Consider the following 18,751-nt stretch of genomic DNA (forward strand, 5'->3'; position numbering starts at 1 on the left):
AAATGCGTCCCTGAGAGAAGCAGGGGCGCATTTTTCGTTTCTAGTGCGCCTTGCCGAAAGGCGTGCTCCCGAAGCTCGGCGAGAGCAGTCGGACAAGTGCCTGCAATCCGCGCAATGCGTTCGACCAATGCGAAAGTCGCTTGATCTCCGGCGTCTCGGCGGCTACCGCCTCTTCAATTTCGAAAGGCGTCAGATCGGCAATCGGTTCCGGCGGAGAGGAATAGATGCGCCCCTGGTCCAGGGAAAGAATGGTCAGCGTCGTAATCATGGCCGTCTCCCACTTGCGGTTTCGCTGTGGGATGCAGTCTCGTCCCGTCACGGCATTCCGGTCCTGAAGCGATCGGGAAAAGTTCCGAAACGATCCGAAATCAGTGGTCGGGAACACCCGCCAGCCGCAAACCGTCGAGCACACCCTCGATGCGATCCGGATACTTGCCGGCCTGGCCTGCGCGGATACGCTCGACCGTGATATCGGGCGTCAGTCGTTTCAATGCCTGAAGGTGGCGGTGCGCTTCCTGCATGCGGCCGAGATGGGCGCTCGCCGCAATGAGCACCCACAGGGTGGCCTCGAAATTCGGATTGCTGGCCAGCGCCCTGGAGGCCCAGTACACGGCCTCGCCGTACTCGCCGCGTACGACATGGGCATGCGCGATGCCACAGAGCGAGAAGTGCGCACCCCGGTCCCCAGGGATGAAGCGGTTGGCGCGGTGGAAGTGGCTGAGCGCATCCTCGACACTGCCGCAGTGAAGATGGCCGACACCCGCCCTGACCACGGCCATCGGGTTGTTGGGATTGGACTCAGCCGCCGCCTGCAAAACGGCGAGACCCCAATCGTAGTCCTTCACCGTCTGCATCAGGGCGACGCCACAATGAGCGAGAACCATCGCGTCGCCTGCGCCGTGCTCCAGTGCCCGCCGCGCCAATGCGGCGCAGGTCTTGACGTCGTCGTCGGTGAGCGCCGGCCAGCCCATGGTATAGCGATGTTCGAGCGCCCATGTCGCCTGCGCAAGCAGCTGCGCGTTGTCGGGCTCGACAGAGAGCCCCTTCATGAGCAGCGTATAGGCGGCCGCATTGTCGCTTTCGACCTCGGTGGAGATCTTCGCCAGGGCCTGCAGGTAGATGTCGTAGACAGCGACGCTGCCCGGCCGCTCCCGCCGCGATCGCTCGATCTCGGCCGTCTGGATCAGCGGTTCGATCAGCGTCGCGACACGCTCGGTAATGCGATCCTGAAAGTCGAATATCTCGTCCAGCATGCCGTCGAAGGTCTGCGCCCACATATCAGTGCCGCCTTGGCCCTCGACGAGCTCGGCCACGATGCGCAGCCGGTTGCCCGATTGCCGGATGCTGCCCTCCAGCACGTAGCGGACGCCAAGCTCCGCCACGATCTTCCGCACGTCGATGCCGCTGCCCTTGTAGGCGAAGGAACAGTCGCGGGCGACCACCGCAAAGCTTCGGAACCGGCTGAGCGCCGCTATGATGTCGTCGACGATCCCGTCGGCAAAATAGTCCTGCCTAGGGTCGCCGCTGAGATTGCTGAAGGGGAGGACCGCCAGCGTTGGGCGCAGGTCGGCGCCGGGCGACGCGATGCTCGCTTCCGTCGTCGCCCGGAGGAAGCGGTAACCGACGCGCGGCACTGTCGCGATCCATTCCTGCCCATCCGGTGCCGCGCCAAGCGCCTTGCGCAAGGCTGCGACCTGGACGGTCAGGTTACTCTCCTCGACGGCAATTCCCGGCCAGACGAGCTCCATCAACTGGTCTTTAGAGACGATGCTGCCTCGGGCGTCGAGAAGCGCTTCAAGGAGGGCGATGCCGCGCTGCCCGAGCGCGACGGCTCGCCCGTTCCGCAGCAGACCGCAGCCGGGACCCAGTACGAATTCACCGAAGGCATGCGATGCCTCAACCATGCATGAAATATAGCGCAACCGTGGCCGGCGGAAAACGTGCTCGCTTTCGCGGCTTTCAACCTGCAGGCGCGCCAGCGACCGAAAATCGGCGCCGACTGCAAGAAAGCACTGATTATATTTGATATTCCTTTGCTCCGCCATCACTTGGCAATTGTTAATTCCTTCACTCTAACTCTAACGGACAGGCCGGAGGACGCATGATGGTCGTCGCTTGAGCGCGGTTCAGCGCAGAGGTCGGGAGTTTACCGATCCGGAATTGCCGAACCTACCGTTTTGCGAGATAGTCATGAAGAAGCTTAAGATTGCCCATCAACTCTTCGCCCTCGTGGGCGTGCTCATGGCGGCCTTCGCCATTGCCACCTACTTCCAGATCAAGACCACATCGCAGGCGATCTACGACGATCGCTTCGATCTTCTGCGGACCCAGGTCGAGTCCGGCATCTCGGTTCTCGATGCCTACTACCAGCGCGAAAAGTCTGGCGAGATGACGCATGAGGCCGCGCAGGCCGAAGCGTTCAAGGTTCTCTCCAGGGTCAAGTTCGAGCCGGCAGGCTACCTCTTCGGCTACGACTACGGCGTCGTCCAGCGCTTCCATCCGAGCCCGGTCAACATCGGCAAGGACATGAGCGCCCAGGTCGACCAGAACGGCACCTACTTCAGCAAGGACATGGTTGCCAAGGGCAGGGCCGGCGGCGGCCGCACCATCTACTACTGGAGCAAGCCCGGCCAGCCCGCCGACGCACTGTTCGAAAAGGGTTCCTACTCCCAGGCATTCGAGCCGTGGCAGCTGGTCGTCTCCAGCGGCGTCTATCTTGACGACCTGAAGGCGCAGATCAACGAAGCGATCTGGAAGGCCCTCTTTGCCTGTGCCATCATCGCCGTTGCCGGCGTCGCTGCTGCCTACTACTTCATCCGCGGCATCACCAAGCCGCTGCAGGACGTCCACCAGGCCCTCGAAGCCGTGGCCGACGAAAACGTCACGCTCGTCATTCCGCATGGAGAGATGAACAACGAAGTCGGCATGATGGCCAAGGCCACGCAGTCACTTCAGCAGAAGGTCAAGGAACGCCACGCCATGTCCGAGCGCGAGGCTGCCCAGCAGATGGCTCTCGAAGGCGAACGCGAAAACAGCCAGCGCCTGCAGCGCGACGAAGCCAGCGCCCAGACCCACGTCGTCTCGACCATCGGTCATGCTCTGGAGCAGATCGCACACGGCGACCTGACAGTCCGTTGCGCCGATCTCGGCCAGAAGTACGCAGCCCTGCGCGACAACTTCAACGATGCGCTGTCGCATCTCGAAGCAGCCATGGCCAAGGTCAGCGCCAAGGGCGGCGACATCGCCGTCAGCAAGGAAGAGATCCGTCGCGCCTCCAACGACCTGTCGCAGCGCACCGAGCGTCAGGCCGCAAGCCTGGAAGAAACCTCCGCGGCCCTCGATGAGCTGACCGTCGCCGTCCGCCAGACCGCCGAAGGCGCCCACGAGGCGAGCAAGCGCGTCGAAGCCGTCAGCGGTGAGGCGAGCCGCAGCGATGCGGTCGTGTCGGAAGCCATCGAAGCGATGAGCGGCATCGAGAAGTCGTCTTCCGAGATCGGCAAGATCATCGGCGTCATCGACGATATCGCCTTCCAGACGAACCTTTTGGCGCTGAACGCCGGTGTCGAAGCTGCGCGTGCCGGCGAATCCGGCAAGGGCTTCGCGGTTGTTGCTCAGGAAGTTCGCGAATTGGCACAGCGTTCGGCTGCGGCCGCCAAGGAGATCAAGGATCAGATCGCCCGCTCGTCCGGTCAGGTCGACCAGGGTGTTCGCCTGGTCGGCGAAGCCGGCGAGGCATTGAAGCGCATCTCCGATCAGATCAAGGCTGCCAACGAGATCGTTGCCAAGATCGCCCACAGCGCCTCCGAGCAGGACACGACGCTGCGCTCGATCTCCTCGTCGATGAACCAGCTCGACGCTGCGACCCAGCAGAATGCCGCCATGGCAGAGGAGACCACGGCGTCGGCCGAGTCGCTCGCGAGCGATACCGACGAGCTCCTCAACCTCATCCGCGGCTTCCGCGTCGGTGGTGGGCAGGAGTATGGCGCGCAGGTTCGCCGCGCCGCCTGAGGTCAGGCAGCAAACATGAAAACGGCCGCCGGAGCGATCCGGCGGCCGTTTTGCGTTAACGGGGCTGTCGGCTTTTCAGCCGGCCGTGTCTGCCTCATCGGCTGCAAGCCGGGCGACGAGCATCTCCACATTGCGATCCGAGTAGACGGCAATGCCGGCCTGTTTGAGAAGCGCCGCCGTGACGCCGCTCCCAGCGAGCTTCTGCCCCGAGAACGATCCGTCATAGACGAAGCCCGAGCCGCAGGAGGGGCTGCCGTCGATGAGCAGTGCATAACGGCAGCCGGTTTCGGTGGCGAGTGTCAGGGCGTTCCTCGCGGCCTGCACGAACTCTTCCGTCACGTCGCCGCCTGATATCTCGACGACGCGGGCGGTACCTCCAAGCACAGCCTCGCCATCGGCCCCGCCTTCGATCTCGGCGGGCGGACGCGGCACCGGCATTCCGGCAGACATCTCCGGGCAGATGGTCACCAGCCGCCCTTCCTCGACCCAGCGAGCAATCGCCGGATGGAGGAGCGGCTTCGCCTGCCCGTCATAACGGACCGCATGGCCCATGAGACAGGCGCTGACCAGAATCTTGTTCATCGCTTTGGCATAGCCGCGGGGACGTGATAGTTCCAGTCCGATTGGACGTGATGAAAGGTATCGGAGTGCGGCGAAGCATGGGCATGGACAGGTCATGACCGATCTTGCGGTCTATGGCGGCCTTTTCCTGGTGGCTTTTGTGGCAGCGACGATCTTCCCGATGCAGTCGGAAGCAGGCCTTGTCGCCCTCATCGTCACCGAACGATATCCGGTCCTCGTCCTGATCGCGGTGGCGACTTTAGGCAACGTCCTCGGCTCGACCGTCAATTGGCTGCTCGGCCTCGGCCTCGAGCGGTTTCGCCACAAGCGCTGGTTTCCCGTCGGCCAGCCGGCGCTCGGCAAGGCGCAGGGCTGGTATCGCCGCTATGGCAAGTGGTCGCTGCTTCTGAGCTGGATGCCAATCATAGGCGATCCGATCACGGTCGTCGCCGGCGTGCTGCGCGAACCGTTCCCGATGTTCCTGCTGCTCGTGACCATCGCCAAGACTGTGCGCTACGGCGTTCTCGCGGCCGCAACGCTCGGCGTCATGGGCTGACGGCAGCGCTTCGAACTTAGGACGTCACGCCAGCGTCCGCGTCTGTGCGAAACGCTGGCGTCGTGGATCAGCCTGAAATTTTCGAGAAGTCGGCAACGGTGCCCGTTGCTTCGCGGATCAGGCGCAGTAAGGCCAGACGATTGGCGCGGATGGCCGCGTCTTCGTCATTGACGAGCACGTCGGTGAAGAAGCGATCGACCGGCGCACGAAGCTTCGAGAGCGCTTCCATGGCCGAGCGGAAGTCTTCCGTCCCGACGGCAGCGGAAGCCTCGGCCGAAGCCTTGGTGATTGCTGCGTAGAGTTCCTTTTCGGCGTCAAGCTTCAACAGCGCTTCGGAAACGCCGTCGGCAACGACCGTGCCCTTCTTCTCTTCGGCGGCAAGCAGCTGCGTCGCACGCTTGGTGCCTGCCAGCAGGTTCTTGCCGTCTTCCGAGGTGATGAAGGCCGTCAGTGCCTCGACGCGGCGGGCAACCATGCGCAGGTCGTCGGTCTCCGGTGTGAGCACGGCATCGATGAGATCGTGACGTGCACCCTGATCGCGCAGATAGACCTTCAGGCGGTCGTGGAAGAACGAGAGCAGATCGAGCTGTCGCGACATGTCGTCGGTCGCGACCGTGCTGCCGGTGTCCATGTCGATGCGGGCCATGTGGCTGACGATGCGCGGAAGCAGGGTTACGTGGACCCCGCGCTCGAGAATGATGCGGATGACGCCGAGCGCGGCGCGACGCAGTGCAAACGGATCCTTCGAGCCGGTCGGCTTCTCGTCGACCGCCCAGAACCCGATCAGCGTGTCCAGCTTGTCGGCCAGCGCGACCGTGATCGCAATCTTGTCTTCGGGAACCCTGTCCGACGGTCCCTGCGGCTTGTAATGCTCCTCGATGGCGGTCGAGACAACGTCTTCCTCGCCTTGGAGAACGGCGTATTTGCGCCCCATCACGCCCTGCAGTTCCGGGAACTCGCCCACAGCTTCCGTGCGCAGATCGGCCTTGGCAAGCACGACGGCGCGATCGACGAGCTTGTAGTCGGCGCCGGCGGGGAAGGCGATTTTCGCAGCCATGGCGCGGATGCGCTCGACGCGCGCGCCCTGCGTGCCGAGCTTGGCATGGAATGTCACGTTGAGCGCGTCGAGCTTCGCCATGCGCTGGTCGAGCGGCTTCTTCAGGTCGAGGCCGAACTTGGCGGCCGAGCTTTCGAGCAGTTGCAGGTCGGGCAGGTCGCCCTGGTCGCGCTTCCAGAAATGCAGCGCGTCGGACAGGCGTGCGCGCACGACCTTGCCGTTGCCGTGGATGATTTCCTTGCCGCCGTCGCTCGCCTCGATGTTGGAGACGAGGATGAACTTGTTCGACAGCGTGTCGCCGCCAACGGGGCGCGTGACGAAGCACTTCTGGTTCGTCTTGATCGTCAGGCGGATGATTTCAGCCGGAATCGAGAGGTAATCCTCCTCGAAGCTGCCCATCAGCACTTGCGGCCATTCGACAAGGCCGGAGACCTCTTCTAGCAGGCCTTCATCCTCGACCAGATCAAGCCCGTTCGCAAAGGCGACATCGCGGGCATCGTGCAGGATGATGTCCTTGCGGCGCTCGCCGTCGAGGATGACCTTGGCTTTTTCGAGGTTCGCGACGTAATCGTCGAAGCGCTTGACGGTGATGGCACCGGGCGCATGGAAGCGATGGCCGTAGGTCACGTTGGAGGCAACGATGCCGTCGATCGCGAACGGGATGACGGCGGTTTCCTCATGCTCCGTGCCGAAGGTGCAGACGATCGACTGCAGCGGGCGGACCCAGCGCAGCGAACCCGGCTGTGCGGAGGCCGCACCCCAGCGCATCGGCTTCGGCCAGGGGAAATCACGGATGATGCCGGGCATCACATCGCCGATGATCTCTTCGGCGGCGCGGCCGGGCTTGGAGATGATGGCGATGTAGAAGTCGCCCTTCTTCGGGTCGCTCTGGACCTGCGCCTCGGAAATGGAGGAGAGGCCGGCGCCACGCAGGAAGCCTTCGATCGCCTTCTCGTTGGCGTCGGTGCGCGGCCCCTTCTTCTCTTCGCGAACGTCGGCGGAGCGCGCCGTCAGACCGCGAATGTCGAGCGTCAGCCGGCGCGGCGTCCAGTATTCGCGCGCACCTTCGTAGGAAAGCCCTGCCTCGACAAGCGCATCGGTCACGAGCTTCTTCAGATCGCCGGCAGCCTTGCGCTGCAGGCGGGCCGGAATCTCTTCGGAGCGGAGTTCTAGGAGCAGATCTGGCATGTCACTTTCCTTGCCTTCGCTGGGGAAGGCGCCACAAAGGCGGGGCTAAAACGGTCGCCTCTGCTAGCAAAGAATGGCGCATCTGCACAACCGCAAAAACGGATGACGGCGGCGGGGAGGGGATTTTGGCAGGCAGTGTGCCGTGCCGTGGCCTTTGACGTTTGGAAATAGGTTCTTGCCTCGCGGTCGGCTCTAGCGCCTGGAGCGGTGAGTTGAAGTGATTGCGACGTGGGACAGATGGAGCAGATATGTTACCCGTTCCGCAACGATTGATGGCGACGGGGACGCGTATGGACTTCATGAAACTGCTGAAATCTCTCGAGGATCTTCTCTATGAGATGGTGTCATGGCTGGTGTTTTATCCGATCACGATGTGGCGGTCGCTCGTCAGTCCATTCCGGATGATGCAGTATGCCGACGAGGAGTTGGAGGATCGCCCTGAAGATCGGTACAGCGACACTCTCAGCCCGCCACTGTTCCTGCTCCTCACCCTTCTGTTGGCTCAGGCGGTCTCCAGCGCCATCCCCTCGACTTATGCCGATGCAGACCTTCCTCCACTTTTGGCATCAACCGCCAACCTTCTTCTCGCGCGTGGCGTGATATTCGGCGTGCTGCCATTGGTGATGGCGGTTACGCTGGTGAGAAGGAAGGCCATCAGGTTGACGAGGGAAACACTGCGGCCGCCGTTTTACAGTCAATGCTACGTTGCCACGGTGTTCGTGTTCGTGGCAGGCCTTGGGCTAGACCTTCTCTTGATACCTCATCATGTGGGTTTGACGGCCGGGATTGCCGTGGTTGGAGTGGCGACGATTTGGTACGGTTCGGCTCAGGTTCGCTGGTTCAAGCACGATCTCGGCACGAGCACTGCCGAGGGTGCGGCCTTATTCGTTGGAAGATTTATACTTGCGATTCTCGTAATTCTTGCGGTTGCGCTGATGATTGGCTGGGCACTGCGAAACTGGAAATGAGTAGGCTGGATACCGGCTACCCGAGCCTCAGTTCGGACGGTGCGGGATTGCAACGTTCCGGCGGTAGACCGACTGTGCCCCGATCGCTACGACTTCCGCTGTGGAAACCCCACTAGGGCATTGCCTTGCCGTTATTCACCGCTATGGTCCCGCAACTTTTGTGAAACGCAGGAATTCTCATGGCCGCAGATATCCGCATGCTCTCCGCAGTCATCTCTTCCGAAATCAACGCCCGGCCGGATCAGGCAAAGGCCGCGATCGAGTTGCTGGACGAAGGCGCGACCGTGCCCTTCATCGCCCGCTACCGCAAGGAAGTGACCGGTGGGCTGGATGATACGCAGCTGCGCAATCTGGCGGAGCGGCTGGTCTATCTGCGCGAACTGGAAGCCCGCCGCGATACGATCGTCGAGTCGATCAACGGCCAGGGCAAGATGTCCGACGAGCTGATGGCGAAGATCGCCAAGGCCGGCACCAAGGCCGAGCTTGAGGATCTCTATCTTCCCTACAAGCCGAAGCGCCGCACCCGCGCCGAAATCGCCCGCGAACGCGGGCTTGGCCCGTTGGCCGAAATGATCCTAGGCGATCGCTCGAAGGAACCTGCAGTCCTCGCGGAAGGGTTCATCACATCAGATGTCCCCGACGTGAAGACGGCGCTCGAGGGCGCGCGCGACATCGTCGCCGAGGGGATCTCGGAAAATGCCGATCTGCTCGGCAAGCTGCGCGCACACATGCGCGGCGCGGCGCTGCTGAAGGCCAAGGTCGTCGACGGCAAGCAGGCGGCAGGTGAAAAGTTCTCCGACTATTTCGATCATTCCGAGCGCTGGGCGACGGCACCCGGCCATCGCGCGCTTGCCATGCTGCGCGGCTGGAACGAGGAAGTGCTGACGCTGACGATCGAGGCCGATGCCGAAACCGCATCGCCGAACAAGCCGGTCGAGCGGATGATCGCTGCCGCCTACGAGATCGGCAACAGCCGCCCGGGCGATCGCTGGCTGATGGAGGTCGCCAGCTGGACCTGGCGCGTCAAGCTCTCCATGTCGCTGTCGCTCGATTTGATGCGCGAACTTCGCGAACGCGCTGAGGAGGAGGCGATCCACGTCTTCGCCCGCAATCTCAAGGATCTGCTTTTGGCGGCGCCTGCCGGTTCCCGCGCCACGATGGGCCTCGATCCGGGCATCCGCACCGGCGTCAAGGTCGCCGTCACGGACGCGACAGGCAAGGTGGTCGCGACCTCAACCGTTTATCCGTTCCAACCGAGAAACGACGTTCGCGGCGCGCAGATCGAACTTGCCTCGCTGATCCGCAAGCACAACGTCGAGTTGATCTCGATCGGTAACGGTACCGGCAGCCGCGAGACGGAAAAGCTGGTGGCCGATATGCTTGCCGATCTGCCGGCGCCGAAACCGACCAAGGTGATCGTCTCCGAAGCCGGTGCCTCGGTCTACTCGGCCTCCGAAACCGCCGCCCTCGAATTCCCCAACCTCGATGTGTCGCTGCGCGGCGCCGTTTCCATCGCCCGCCGCCTGCAGGACCCGCTGGCCGAGCTCGTCAAGATCGAGCCAAAGTCGATCGGCGTCGGCCAGTACCAGCACGATGTCGACCAGCAGAAATTGTCGCGCTCGCTGGATGCGGTCGTCGAAGACGCGGTGAACGCGGTCGGTGTTGATCTGAACATGGCGTCCGCGCCGTTGCTGGCCCGCGTTTCGGGCCTCGGTTCATCGATTGCCGAGGCGATCGTCCGGCATCGCGACAGCGAAGGCCGCTTCGAGACACGCCGCGATCTTCTGAAGGTTGCCCGCCTCGGCCAGCGCACCTTCGAACAATGCGCCGGCTTCCTGCGCATCCGCGACGGCAAGGAGCCGCTCGATGCCTCTTCCGTTCACCCGGAAGCCTATGGCGTAGCGAAGAAGATCGTCGCCGCCTGCGGCCGCGATCTGCGCTCGATCATGGGTGACAGCGCGACGCTGAAGGCGCTTGACCCGCGCACGTTCATCGACGAGCAGTTCGGTCTTCCGACGGTCAAGGACATCCTTGCCGAGCTGGAAAAGCCCGGTCGCGATCCGCGTCCAAGCTTCAAGACCGCCACCTTTGCCGAAGGCGTCAACGAGATTTCCGACCTGAAGCCGGGGATGATGCTCGAGGGCACGGTCACCAATGTCGCGGCCTTCGGCGCCTTCGTCGATATTGGCGTCCATCAGGACGGTTTGGTTCATGTGTCCCAGCTTGCCGACCGTTTTGTCAAAGACCCCCACGAAGTTGTGAAGGCGGGCGATGTGGTCAAGGTTCGGGTCGTGGAGGTCGATGCGAAGCGCAAGCGCATCGCCCTTTCAATGCGCAAGGACGATGGTTCACAGGCTCCGGCACCACGCGCCGAGTCGCGCGGAAATCAGCCGGTTCGCGGCCAGAATGACCGCCGTTCGGCGCCTCCGAAGCAGGAGAGCCAGGGCGCGTTCGGGGCCGCCTTGGCCGAGGCCATGAAGCGGAAATAAGCGCTTAGCAGTCATGTTTGCAAAAATGTCACACTTCGGCGACCATGTTGCCGAGGTGCGAAATACGGCGCTTGTAAGGCGGCAGAGAGGGACTAAGTTGATTAGACTATCCTGTCACATTGCGAGGCCTTATTCATGGCGTCGGCATTCTTATCGATTGTCCAGAAACTCATCCGCAAGGGTAATTTGAAGCTCACTCTCGCCAATGGCGAGACGCATATGGTAGGGGACGGAACCGGTGAATTGGTTGTCGTCCGCATTGCCGACGAGGAAGCGGAAAAACTGATCCGCCGCGACCCCACCCTCAAGCTCGGCGAAATGTACATGGAAGGCCGGTTCATTCTTGAACAAGGCAATATCTATGATTTTCTGGCGATGGTGAAACAGAACACCACCAACGAAATCTTCGATATCCCGATGGCTGCCCTCCTGATTGCCCGCATCGCCCTGCAGCAAGTGAAGAGCCGGGTGCCGATCAATCGTAACAAGCGCAATGTCGCCCACCACTACGATCTGTCGGAGCATCTGTTCGAACTGTTTCTCGACGAGGACTGGCAGTATTCCTGCGCCTACTTCAACCCTCCTGATATCAGCCTCGAGGAGGCGCAGGTGGCCAAGAAGCGCCACATCGCGGCCAAGCTTCTTCTGGAGCCCAACCAGCGTGTTCTAGAGATCGGCTCAGGTTGGGGTGGCATGGGCATGTACCTTGCCGAAGCGACGCCCGGTCTCGATCTCACCGGCATCACGCTCAGTGAAGAGCAGCTGAAGATCTCCCGGGACCGCGCCCAGAAGCGAGGTCTGACCGACCGCGTTCGCTTCGAGCTGCAGGATTACCGGACGATGACCGGCCGGAAGTTCGACCGTATTGTCTCCGTCGGTATGTTCGAGCACGTCGGCATCGGCAACTTCGACAGGTTCTTCAAGAAGGTGCACGAACTCCTGGCCGATGACGGGGTGATGGTCCTGCACTCGATCGCCCGCCCGAAGCAGAGCTTTGGGACCAATGCCTTCATCGAGAAGTACATCTTCCCGCAAGGTTACGTTCCGTCGATCGGCGAGACGCTGCCGCCGATCGAGAGCGCTGGCCTGCTGGTCAGGGACGTCGAGGTCCTGCCGTTGCATTACGCCTACACGCTGCGCCATTGGCGCGAGCGCTTCGTCGCCCGCAAGGCCGATGCGGTCGCACTCTATGACGAGCGCTTCTTCCGCATGTGGGAATTCTATCTGGCCGGCTCCGAGATCGGCTTCCGCTGGGATGAGCTGTTCATCATGCAGATCCAGATCTCCAAGAACCAGTTTTCGACCCCTGACAACCGCAACTACATTGCGGAGAACGAGGCGAAGCTGAAAGAGTTCGAGGCGACGCGAGCCCCGCTCGAAAAAGTCATTCTCTGATACAGATCATGAGGCGCGGCAAAGGCCGCGCCTTTTTACATTCGGAGCTTGATGGAAATGGCGACTACCCTTCCGGAAATCTATCTCGTGCGCCACGGAGAGACGGAGTGGAGCCTGTCCGGCAGGCACACCGGGCGCAGCGACATCCCGCTGACGCCAAACGGAGAAGCGGCGGCGCGTGAGGTCGGCCCGCGCCTGGCCGGCAGGAGTTTCGCTGCCGTTTGGTTGAGCCCCTCGCAGCGCGCCCGCAATACCTGCCGGCTCGCGGGTTTCGGAGCCGGCGTCGTCGCCAAGAATGACCTGGCGGAATGGGACTACGGGGCCTACGAAGGCATAACGACGAAGGCGATCCATGCGGACAGGCCGGACTGGCAATTGTTTCGCGACGGCTGCCCCGATGGCGAGGCGGCAGACGACGTCGGTGCCCGCGCCGACCGGATCGTCACGGAGCTCAGGCAGGCCAATGCCTCCATCCTGATTTTCTCAAGTTCGCATTTCCTGCGCGTACTCGCCGCCCGCTGGCTCGGATTGCCGCCCACCGATGGTGCGCGCTTCATCCTGGATACCACCAGCATCAGCGTTCTCGGCTACGAGCACGACCTGACCGAGCCGGTCATCAGGCAATGGAATGGGCGCTAAGCCTGCTGTGTGGTCGTGATCCCTGGAGTATTTATGAGTTCAATGGCTGCGCGGATCATATTGCTTAACGGCGTAGGAAGTTCGGGGAAATCGTCGATTGCCCGGGAACTGCAAAGGATCACCGTGCGCCCGTTTCTGCACGTGGAGATGGACATGTTCCTCAACATGTTGCCCAACGCTTACCAAAATCATCCTGAGGCCTTCACCTACGAGACCACTTCGGACGCGGACGGTTTTCCCGTCGTGGCTATCAAAAACGGACCGCTTGGCGACAGGCTTATGAAGGGAATGCGTTACTCTATCAGGGCAATGGCGGAGCAAGGGCTCGATCTGATTGTTGATGATGTTCTTCTCGGGGCGGATGACGCCGGAAACACGGAATACGCGGAGCTTTTGCAGAAGTTCCAGTTCCATCGGGTGGGCGTTCTCGCGAGCCTTGAGGTGCTTGAGGAGCGGGAGCGAAAGCGTGGAGATCGGATGCTTGGGTTGGCGAGATGGCAGTTTGACAGGGTGCACAGTGGAATGCGCTACGACCTTGAGGTCGATACGAGCAATGTTTCGCCAGTCGAATGCGCCAAAATGATCAAGCAGAAATTTCAACTCTGACAATCCGTGACGCTCAACGAGGCGCTTTGCCACGCAAGTCCACTCGAGCCAACCATCCGCTTGACCATCCGCTTCGCGCATCGCTAGATGGCGGCATGCAACAGATCGGCGGAATAAACGGGCGCGTTGCGGATGCGCCTTCGAACAATTGGGTTTACCGGGTCCTGCCTCCGTGGCTCTGGCCCTATGCGCAGCTTGCGCGTTGGGATCGGCCGATCGGCTGGCAGCTCCTGATGTGGCCGTGCTTCTGGTCGGCCGCCATGGCCGCCAATACGGCCGCCCAGCTCGGACAGTTTTCCGGCGGCCAGCTGATCTTCCATCTCGTGCTCTACTTCCTCGGTTCGGTCGCGATGCGCGGGGCAGGGTGCACCTATAACGATCTGGTCGACCATCAGATCGATATGGAAGTGGCGCGCACGCGATCGCGGCCCTTGCCATCCGGCCGCGTCACGCGCACGCAGGCCAAGCTGTTCATCGTGCTGCAGGCATTGGTGGGATTGCTGGTGGTCCTGCAGCTCAACTGGTTTTCCGTCATTCTCGGCGTCGCCTCGCTGGTGATCGTTGCGCTCTATCCCTTCGCCAAGCGCTTCACCGACTGGCCGCAATTCTTCCTCGGGCTCGCCTTTTCCTGGGGCGCGTTGATGGGATGGGCGGCCATTTTCGGCAGCCTCTCGCTCGCGCCGATCCTGCTTTACATCGGCGCGGTGGTCTGGACGATCGGCTACGACACGATCTACGCCCATCAGGACAAGGAAGACGACGAGCTGATCGGTGTCCGCTCCACCGCCAGGCTGTTCGGCGACAAGACCAAGCAGTGGCTCGTCGGGCTCTATGGGCTGATGCTGATCCTGACCTTCGCCGCCTTCGTGCTCGCAGGCGTCGGAATCATCGCCTATCTCGGCCTGTTGGTCGCCGCCTGCATGTTTGCCTGGCAGATCGTGACACTTGATATCAACGATGCCGATCAGTGCCTGGCGTTGTTCAAGTCGAACAATCGCGTCGGCCTGATCATCTTCGGTGGCCTTTTCCTGTCGCTATTATTCGTTCTGCCATAGGGCCAAACGGAAAAGCCCGGCGCTAGGCCGGGCTCCTTGATCCGATCAGCGCCGCTTAGCTGCGGGCGATGATTTCCTTGCCTTCGATCTTCATGGCGACGCCGAGCTTGCCGGTCGTGCGGCGCACGAGGAAGCGCGGGCGGCGGTTGGCGAAGTAGGAGTGGCGGCGGCGCGGCTTCAGCGTGTTGGTCCTGAGGTCGCCGAGATGTTCTTCGAGCGGCCGCGCGACACCATCGGCCTCGACCATCAGCATCGGAATGCGGAAGGCTTCGGACCAGCTGCGCCAGTCGGCGGCGATGTCGGCCAGGTCGTGAGCAACCAGCAGCGGCACACAGAGTTCGGGGTCTTCGTGGTGCAGTTCGAGGGTGACGGTGACCTCACCGTTGCCATGGTCGATGGCGCGGGCGGCAACGCCTTTGAAGGCGCGCTTCGGAAGTGCGATCGAAAGCGGCAGGCCGCTTGAGGGAAGAACCTTGCGCAGAATGGCGCCGCGTTCATCGATCGTTATGCTGACGTCATCTGAAGAGTCATGGATGGCGTAGCTGACCTGCTGGGGAAAGCGAGACGGATCGAGACGCAATGTCGTTCCAGCCCATGCGGGCTTCATAACGGTGTTGTTCATGTTCATTCTACCCTTGTCTTACCTGAGAGCCGGTTTCCGGTCTTCTCCTCGGGGCTTTTCGCCCTCTATGGCTCGACAATAGGCGCCGCCTGTTCGAGACAGCTTAAAAATCGCGGTTAAGAAAACTTTGCCTCGGTGGATGGTTATCAAAACCGAAGCCGGCAAGGTTTCCGGAGGATGAACGCGCTGTGCCGGGATGCGACACGGCTAGGGTAAGTCTCGGGTAAGCTTTTCCAGGCAAAATGACGAGGTAACGTTTTGTCATTCTTTGAGTGATTTTGCCGGAAGAGGGCGTCTTATGATCTCGGCTTCGATAGCTTACAACATCATTTCAGGCGATATGAAGAAGAGCCTGGATCGTGTTGCGTCTCAGGCGTCAGTCAAGCGCGATGTCGATTACTACAAAGAAAACATCAATAAAGTCAAAAACGTAGACGATTTTATCGGCAACTATCGCCTCTATAACTATGCAATGAAAGCCTATGGCCTGCAGGATATGGCCTATGGCAAGGCGTTCATGAAGAAGGTGCTGGAAAGCGACCTGACGGATGCCAACAGCTTTGCGAACCGCCTCTCCGACACTCGCTACAAGGACTTCGCGGCTGCCTTCAATTTCAATGCGCCGGCAGCTGACGCTCAGAGCGACGCGCAGGAAGATGATCTGATCGGGCTCTACAACCAGTCCTTCGCCGACGAGGGGAAGAATGCGGCGACCGAGACCGACTACTTCAGCGGCGCCATGGACGACGTTCAGAACGTCTCCGATTTCGTTGACAACGATCGCCTTCGCTCCTTCGCGATGAAGGCGTATGGTATCGATCCGACCTATGTTTCCAAGGATTTCCTGACGCAGGTTCTGACCAGCGATCTCAGCGATCCCAACAGCTTCGCCAACATCAGCGCCAACGACAAGTACAAGGCGCTCGCAGCGCAGTTCAGCTTCAATGCCGATGGCACCGTGACCGGTTCGGCGCAGACGGCGACGCAAAAAGACGCGGTGATGGAACAGTACAACCTGACTGTCCCATCGATCGTTACGCCGGTCGCCGCCGACTACAACAAGGCCTATTATCTGTCCAAGATCGGGACGATCACCAAGGTCGATGATCTCCTGGCCGATAGCCGCCTGACGTCCTATATCAAGACGGCCTTCGGAATGCAGGCCGATTTCAGCAACGCGGCGCTGAAGTCGGTGCTCACAAATCCCAGTTACGCGCAGACGATGGACCTGACGGCTGCCTACCAGGCCTTCAATTTCAAGTCCGACGGCACCGTCCAGACGACGGCGCGGGCGCAGAGCGCGTCGCAGACCTCGTCGACCGTGGCGGCTGCCAACAGCGCATCGACCTATTACACGCAGCAGATATCGGGCGGAACGATCACCAATGTCGACAGCCTGCTGGCCGACTCCAAGCTTGCTGCCTACATCAAGGACGCCTACGGCCTCGCACCCGATTTCAGCAGCGCCGACCTGAAGAGCATCCTGACCGACTCCACCTATGCCGCTAACGCCGGCCATAGCGACATCAATTCGGCGTTCGGTTTCCAGGCCGATGGCACGCTGTCGGGAACGGCGGCACAGACGGCCTCACAGCGCAATGCGACGGTCGCGAAGGTCGTGGCGAACGGAAACTATTTCCAGGGCAAGGTCAGCAGCTACAGCACCGTCGACGATCTGATGGCCGATACCAGGGCGATCAGCTACCTTAGAAATGCCTATGGCGTGGCGTCCACGGTCAGCGATGCTGATATGAAGGCGATCCTGACGGATGCCAATACGGCTGCGACCTCGGGCTACAGCAGCCTCCACGAAGCGTTCAGCTTCTCATCGTCAGGCGGCCTGTCGTCCTTCTACGCACCGCAGACGCCGAGCCAGATGTCCGCGACGTCGGATATGGTGATCGCCTCGCGCAGCTACTACAGAAACGCGATCGTCAAGATCACCAACGTCGACGATCTGCTTGCCGACCCACGGCTGACCAGCTTCATCAAGGACGCCTACGGCATGCCGCAGTCGACGAGCGACGCGGACCTCAAGAGCGTTCTCACCGATCCTAATTACGCAAGCGCGCGCGGCTATGACAAGGTCAATGCCGCGTTCAACTTCAAGTCCGACGGCAGCGTGCCCAACGACGTCAATGCCCAGACGGCGGCCCAGGCGCGACAGACGGCAACGAAGGCCAGCGGCAATCAGGATTATTACGAGAACGCGATCAGCACGGTCGCAACGGTCGATGATCTGATGGCGGACTCCAGGTTGACCAGCCTGCTCCGGGTGACCTACGAGGTTCCGGCTGATCTTACCGATGCCGACCTGAAGAACGTTCTGACTGATCCGACATTTGCGGAAACGAAAGGCCTGGCAAAGCTCAACGCAGCCTTCAGTTTCGCTGCGGATGGTTCCGCGCCTGCCGCCGGCGGTGCGCAGAACAGTGCCCAGCTGATGGACACGACTGATTTCTACGACACCCGCTATGACGACGTTCAGCAGGAAGCCATCGACGATGCGGTCAGCAACTACAAGACGCGCATGGCCGACGGCAAGATCAAGTCGATCGACGATTTCCTGCGCTCCAATTCTACCTCGGACCTCGACAAGCAGAATGACGGTGTCCCTGATCCCTATCAGGTGGCGCTTCGCGCCTATGGGCTGACCGATCAGGACGTGCCGCGGTCGATGATGCGCAAGCTCCTGAAGAGCGACCCCTACGATCCGAAGGGCTACGTCGCATCGCTCAAGGACGATCGCATCACCAACATGGTGCGCGCCTTCAACTTCGGCTCCGATGGCAAGATCACCTTCGAAATGCAGGCGCTGCCGTCTGCTGTCATGGCCAAGTACGCGACGAACTTCAAGTCGCGCGCGACCATGGGCATGAGCGACGGCGCCCTGAAGGACAAGGCGTCGAAGGACGCGACCCAGGCCGTCAACGATTTCGCCAAGGGCATGGCCGAGGTGAAGTCGGTCGATGACTTTGTATCGAACAAGAAGCTCACCGACCTCGTCCTGAAGGCAAGCGGACTAGATCCGAAGAAATACGACGAAGAGACGCTGAAGAAGATATTCACGTCCGACCCTGCCGATTCCAAGAGCTATCTGAACACCAAGGCAGACTCGAAGTTCAAGGAGATCGTCGCGGACTTCAACTTCGACAGCAGCGGCGAACTGACCCGCGCCAAGATCGGCACGATCCAGAACACCGGCGCCGAGGACCGCACGCAGCAGAGCTACCTGCAGCAAAGCCTTGAGACCCAGCAGGGCGAGAACAATGACGGTGTGCGTCTTGCCCTGTATTTCTCGCGAAAGGCGCCAAACATCACCTCGCTCTATACGATCCTTGGGGACAAGGCGCTGTTCCAGGTGATCACGACCGCGTTTAACCTGCCGACCCAGATTTCCAGCATGGATGTCGACAAGCAGGCGGCGATGCTGAAGAAGTTCGTCAACCTCGATGACCTGCAGGATTCGAAGAAGGTCGACAAGCTGATGAAGCGCTTCACGGCGATGTACGATCTCAAGAACAACACCGATACGTCGCCGGCCCTGAGCATTCTGACGAACGGCGGCACCAGTCGCTGACGGAAAACGGGCGCCGCTTGCGCGAGC

The 18,751-nt window shown here is 61.3% G+C and carries 14 protein-coding genes; 9 read left to right on the top strand and 5 right to left on the bottom strand.

Annotation, left to right across the window (positions count from 1 at the left end):
• Positions 1 to 40: 40 nt before the first annotated feature.
• Complete coding sequence (locus ASE04_RS25555) at positions 41 to 268, bottom strand: hypothetical protein (RefSeq protein ID WP_056824686.1); 228 nt, start codon at positions 266 to 268, stop codon at positions 41 to 43.
• A gap of 100 nt (positions 269 to 368) precedes the next feature.
• On the bottom strand, positions 369 to 1,904 hold the full coding sequence (locus ASE04_RS25560) for a winged helix-turn-helix domain-containing tetratricopeptide repeat protein (protein WP_056825743.1): 1,536 nt from the start codon (positions 1,902 to 1,904) through the stop codon (positions 369 to 371).
• Between the two features lie 286 nt (positions 1,905 to 2,190).
• Here ASE04_RS25560 and ASE04_RS25565 point away from each other — a divergent pair, with 286 nt between their 5' ends.
• A complete protein-coding gene (locus ASE04_RS25565) occupies positions 2,191 to 4,008 on the top strand; it encodes a methyl-accepting chemotaxis protein (protein ID WP_056824691.1) in 1,818 nt (605 codons plus the stop codon).
• 75 nt (positions 4,009 to 4,083) lie between these two features.
• Here the strand turns inward: ASE04_RS25565 and ASE04_RS25570 are convergent, their stop codons facing one another.
• Positions 4,084 to 4,590: a DUF523 domain-containing protein gene (locus ASE04_RS25570; protein ID WP_056824694.1), complete on the bottom strand. Its 507-nt coding sequence runs from the start codon at positions 4,588 to 4,590 to the stop codon at positions 4,084 to 4,086.
• A gap of 94 nt (positions 4,591 to 4,684) precedes the next feature.
• On the opposite strand from ASE04_RS25570, the gene ASE04_RS25575 reads away from it, so the two are divergent.
• Complete coding sequence (locus ASE04_RS25575; RefSeq protein ID WP_056824697.1) at positions 4,685 to 5,125, top strand: YqaA family protein; 441 nt, start codon at positions 4,685 to 4,687, stop codon at positions 5,123 to 5,125.
• 67 nt (positions 5,126 to 5,192) lie between these two features.
• Here the strand turns inward: ASE04_RS25575 and glyS are convergent, their stop codons facing one another.
• Complete coding sequence (gene glyS, locus ASE04_RS25580) at positions 5,193 to 7,370, bottom strand: glycine--tRNA ligase subunit beta (RefSeq protein ID WP_056824701.1); 2,178 nt, start codon at positions 7,368 to 7,370, stop codon at positions 5,193 to 5,195.
• Positions 7,371 to 7,660: 290 nt separating this feature from the next.
• Between glyS and ASE04_RS25585 the strand changes: the two genes are divergently transcribed.
• The 6 genes from ASE04_RS25585 to ubiA all read left to right on the top strand — a co-directional run bounded on the left by ASE04_RS25585 (position 7,661) and on the right by ubiA (position 14,522).
• A complete protein-coding gene (locus ASE04_RS25585; RefSeq protein WP_056825746.1) occupies positions 7,661 to 8,338 on the top strand; it encodes a hypothetical protein in 678 nt (225 codons plus the stop codon).
• A 179-nt stretch (positions 8,339 to 8,517) separates the two neighbouring features.
• Positions 8,518 to 10,827, top strand: coding sequence for a Tex family protein (locus ASE04_RS25590; RefSeq protein WP_056824704.1), 2,310 nt, complete (start codon positions 8,518 to 8,520; stop codon positions 10,825 to 10,827).
• A gap of 135 nt (positions 10,828 to 10,962) precedes the next feature.
• The gene (locus ASE04_RS25595; RefSeq protein WP_056824707.1) at positions 10,963 to 12,222 is read left to right on the top strand and encodes an SAM-dependent methyltransferase; all 1,260 of its coding nucleotides are present in this window, start codon (positions 10,963 to 10,965) and stop codon (positions 12,220 to 12,222) included.
• Between the two features lie 57 nt (positions 12,223 to 12,279).
• Positions 12,280 to 12,861, top strand: a complete 582-nt coding sequence (locus ASE04_RS25600) for a histidine phosphatase family protein (RefSeq protein ID WP_056825747.1) — start codon at positions 12,280 to 12,282, stop codon at positions 12,859 to 12,861.
• Between the two features lie 33 nt (positions 12,862 to 12,894).
• The gene (locus ASE04_RS25605) at positions 12,895 to 13,467 is read left to right on the top strand and encodes a chloramphenicol phosphotransferase CPT family protein (RefSeq protein ID WP_244490490.1); all 573 of its coding nucleotides are present in this window, start codon (positions 12,895 to 12,897) and stop codon (positions 13,465 to 13,467) included.
• 95 nt (positions 13,468 to 13,562) lie between these two features.
• Positions 13,563 to 14,522 carry a 4-hydroxybenzoate octaprenyltransferase gene (ubiA, locus tag ASE04_RS25610; RefSeq protein ID WP_056825751.1) on the top strand — a complete coding sequence of 320 codons (960 nt, stop codon included), beginning with the start codon at positions 13,563 to 13,565 and terminating at the stop codon, positions 14,520 to 14,522.
• Between the two features lie 55 nt (positions 14,523 to 14,577).
• On the opposite strand, the gene ASE04_RS25615 is transcribed toward ubiA, so the two are convergent.
• Positions 14,578 to 15,144 (bottom strand): DUF6101 family protein, encoded by a 567-nt coding sequence (locus tag ASE04_RS25615; RefSeq protein WP_056825753.1) that lies wholly within the window; start codon positions 15,142 to 15,144, stop codon positions 14,578 to 14,580.
• Positions 15,145 to 15,442: 298 nt separating this feature from the next.
• Between ASE04_RS25615 and ASE04_RS25620 the strand changes: the two genes are divergently transcribed.
• Positions 15,443 to 18,724, top strand: coding sequence for a DUF1217 domain-containing protein (locus ASE04_RS25620; RefSeq protein ID WP_056824709.1), 3,282 nt, complete (start codon positions 15,443 to 15,445; stop codon positions 18,722 to 18,724).
• Positions 18,725 to 18,751: the final 27 nt, after the last annotated feature.

Source organism: Rhizobium sp. Root708 (genome assembly GCF_001429725.1).
Lineage (GTDB): Bacteria > Pseudomonadota > Alphaproteobacteria > Rhizobiales > Rhizobiaceae > Rhizobium.

Bases quoted from the DNA above. Each gene is read 5' to 3' on its own strand.
- ASE04_RS25555 (WP_056824686.1), bottom strand. From the start codon at position 268: ATGATTACGACGCTGACCATTCTTTCCCTGGACCAGGGGCGCATCTAT.
- ASE04_RS25560 (WP_056825743.1), bottom strand. From the start codon at position 1,904: ATGGTTGAGGCATCGCATGCCTTCGGTGAATTCGTACTGGGTCCCGGC.
- ASE04_RS25565 (WP_056824691.1), top strand. From the start codon at position 2,191: ATGAAGAAGCTTAAGATTGCCCATCAACTCTTCGCCCTCGTGGGCGTG.
- ASE04_RS25570 (WP_056824694.1), bottom strand. From the start codon at position 4,590: ATGAACAAGATTCTGGTCAGCGCCTGTCTCATGGGCCATGCGGTCCGT.
- ASE04_RS25575 (WP_056824697.1), top strand. From the start codon at position 4,685: ATGACCGATCTTGCGGTCTATGGCGGCCTTTTCCTGGTGGCTTTTGTG.
- glyS (WP_056824701.1), bottom strand. From the start codon at position 7,370: ATGCCAGATCTGCTCCTAGAACTCCGCTCCGAAGAGATTCCGGCCCGC.
- ASE04_RS25585 (WP_056825746.1), top strand. From the start codon at position 7,661: ATGGACTTCATGAAACTGCTGAAATCTCTCGAGGATCTTCTCTATGAG.
- ASE04_RS25590 (WP_056824704.1), top strand. From the start codon at position 8,518: ATGGCCGCAGATATCCGCATGCTCTCCGCAGTCATCTCTTCCGAAATC.
- ASE04_RS25595 (WP_056824707.1), top strand. From the start codon at position 10,963: ATGGCGTCGGCATTCTTATCGATTGTCCAGAAACTCATCCGCAAGGGT.
- ASE04_RS25600 (WP_056825747.1), top strand. From the start codon at position 12,280: ATGGCGACTACCCTTCCGGAAATCTATCTCGTGCGCCACGGAGAGACG.
- ASE04_RS25605 (WP_244490490.1), top strand. From the start codon at position 12,895: ATGAGTTCAATGGCTGCGCGGATCATATTGCTTAACGGCGTAGGAAGT.
- ubiA (WP_056825751.1), top strand. From the start codon at position 13,563: ATGCAACAGATCGGCGGAATAAACGGGCGCGTTGCGGATGCGCCTTCG.
- ASE04_RS25615 (WP_056825753.1), bottom strand. From the start codon at position 15,144: ATGAACAACACCGTTATGAAGCCCGCATGGGCTGGAACGACATTGCGT.
- ASE04_RS25620 (WP_056824709.1), top strand. From the start codon at position 15,443: ATGATCTCGGCTTCGATAGCTTACAACATCATTTCAGGCGATATGAAG.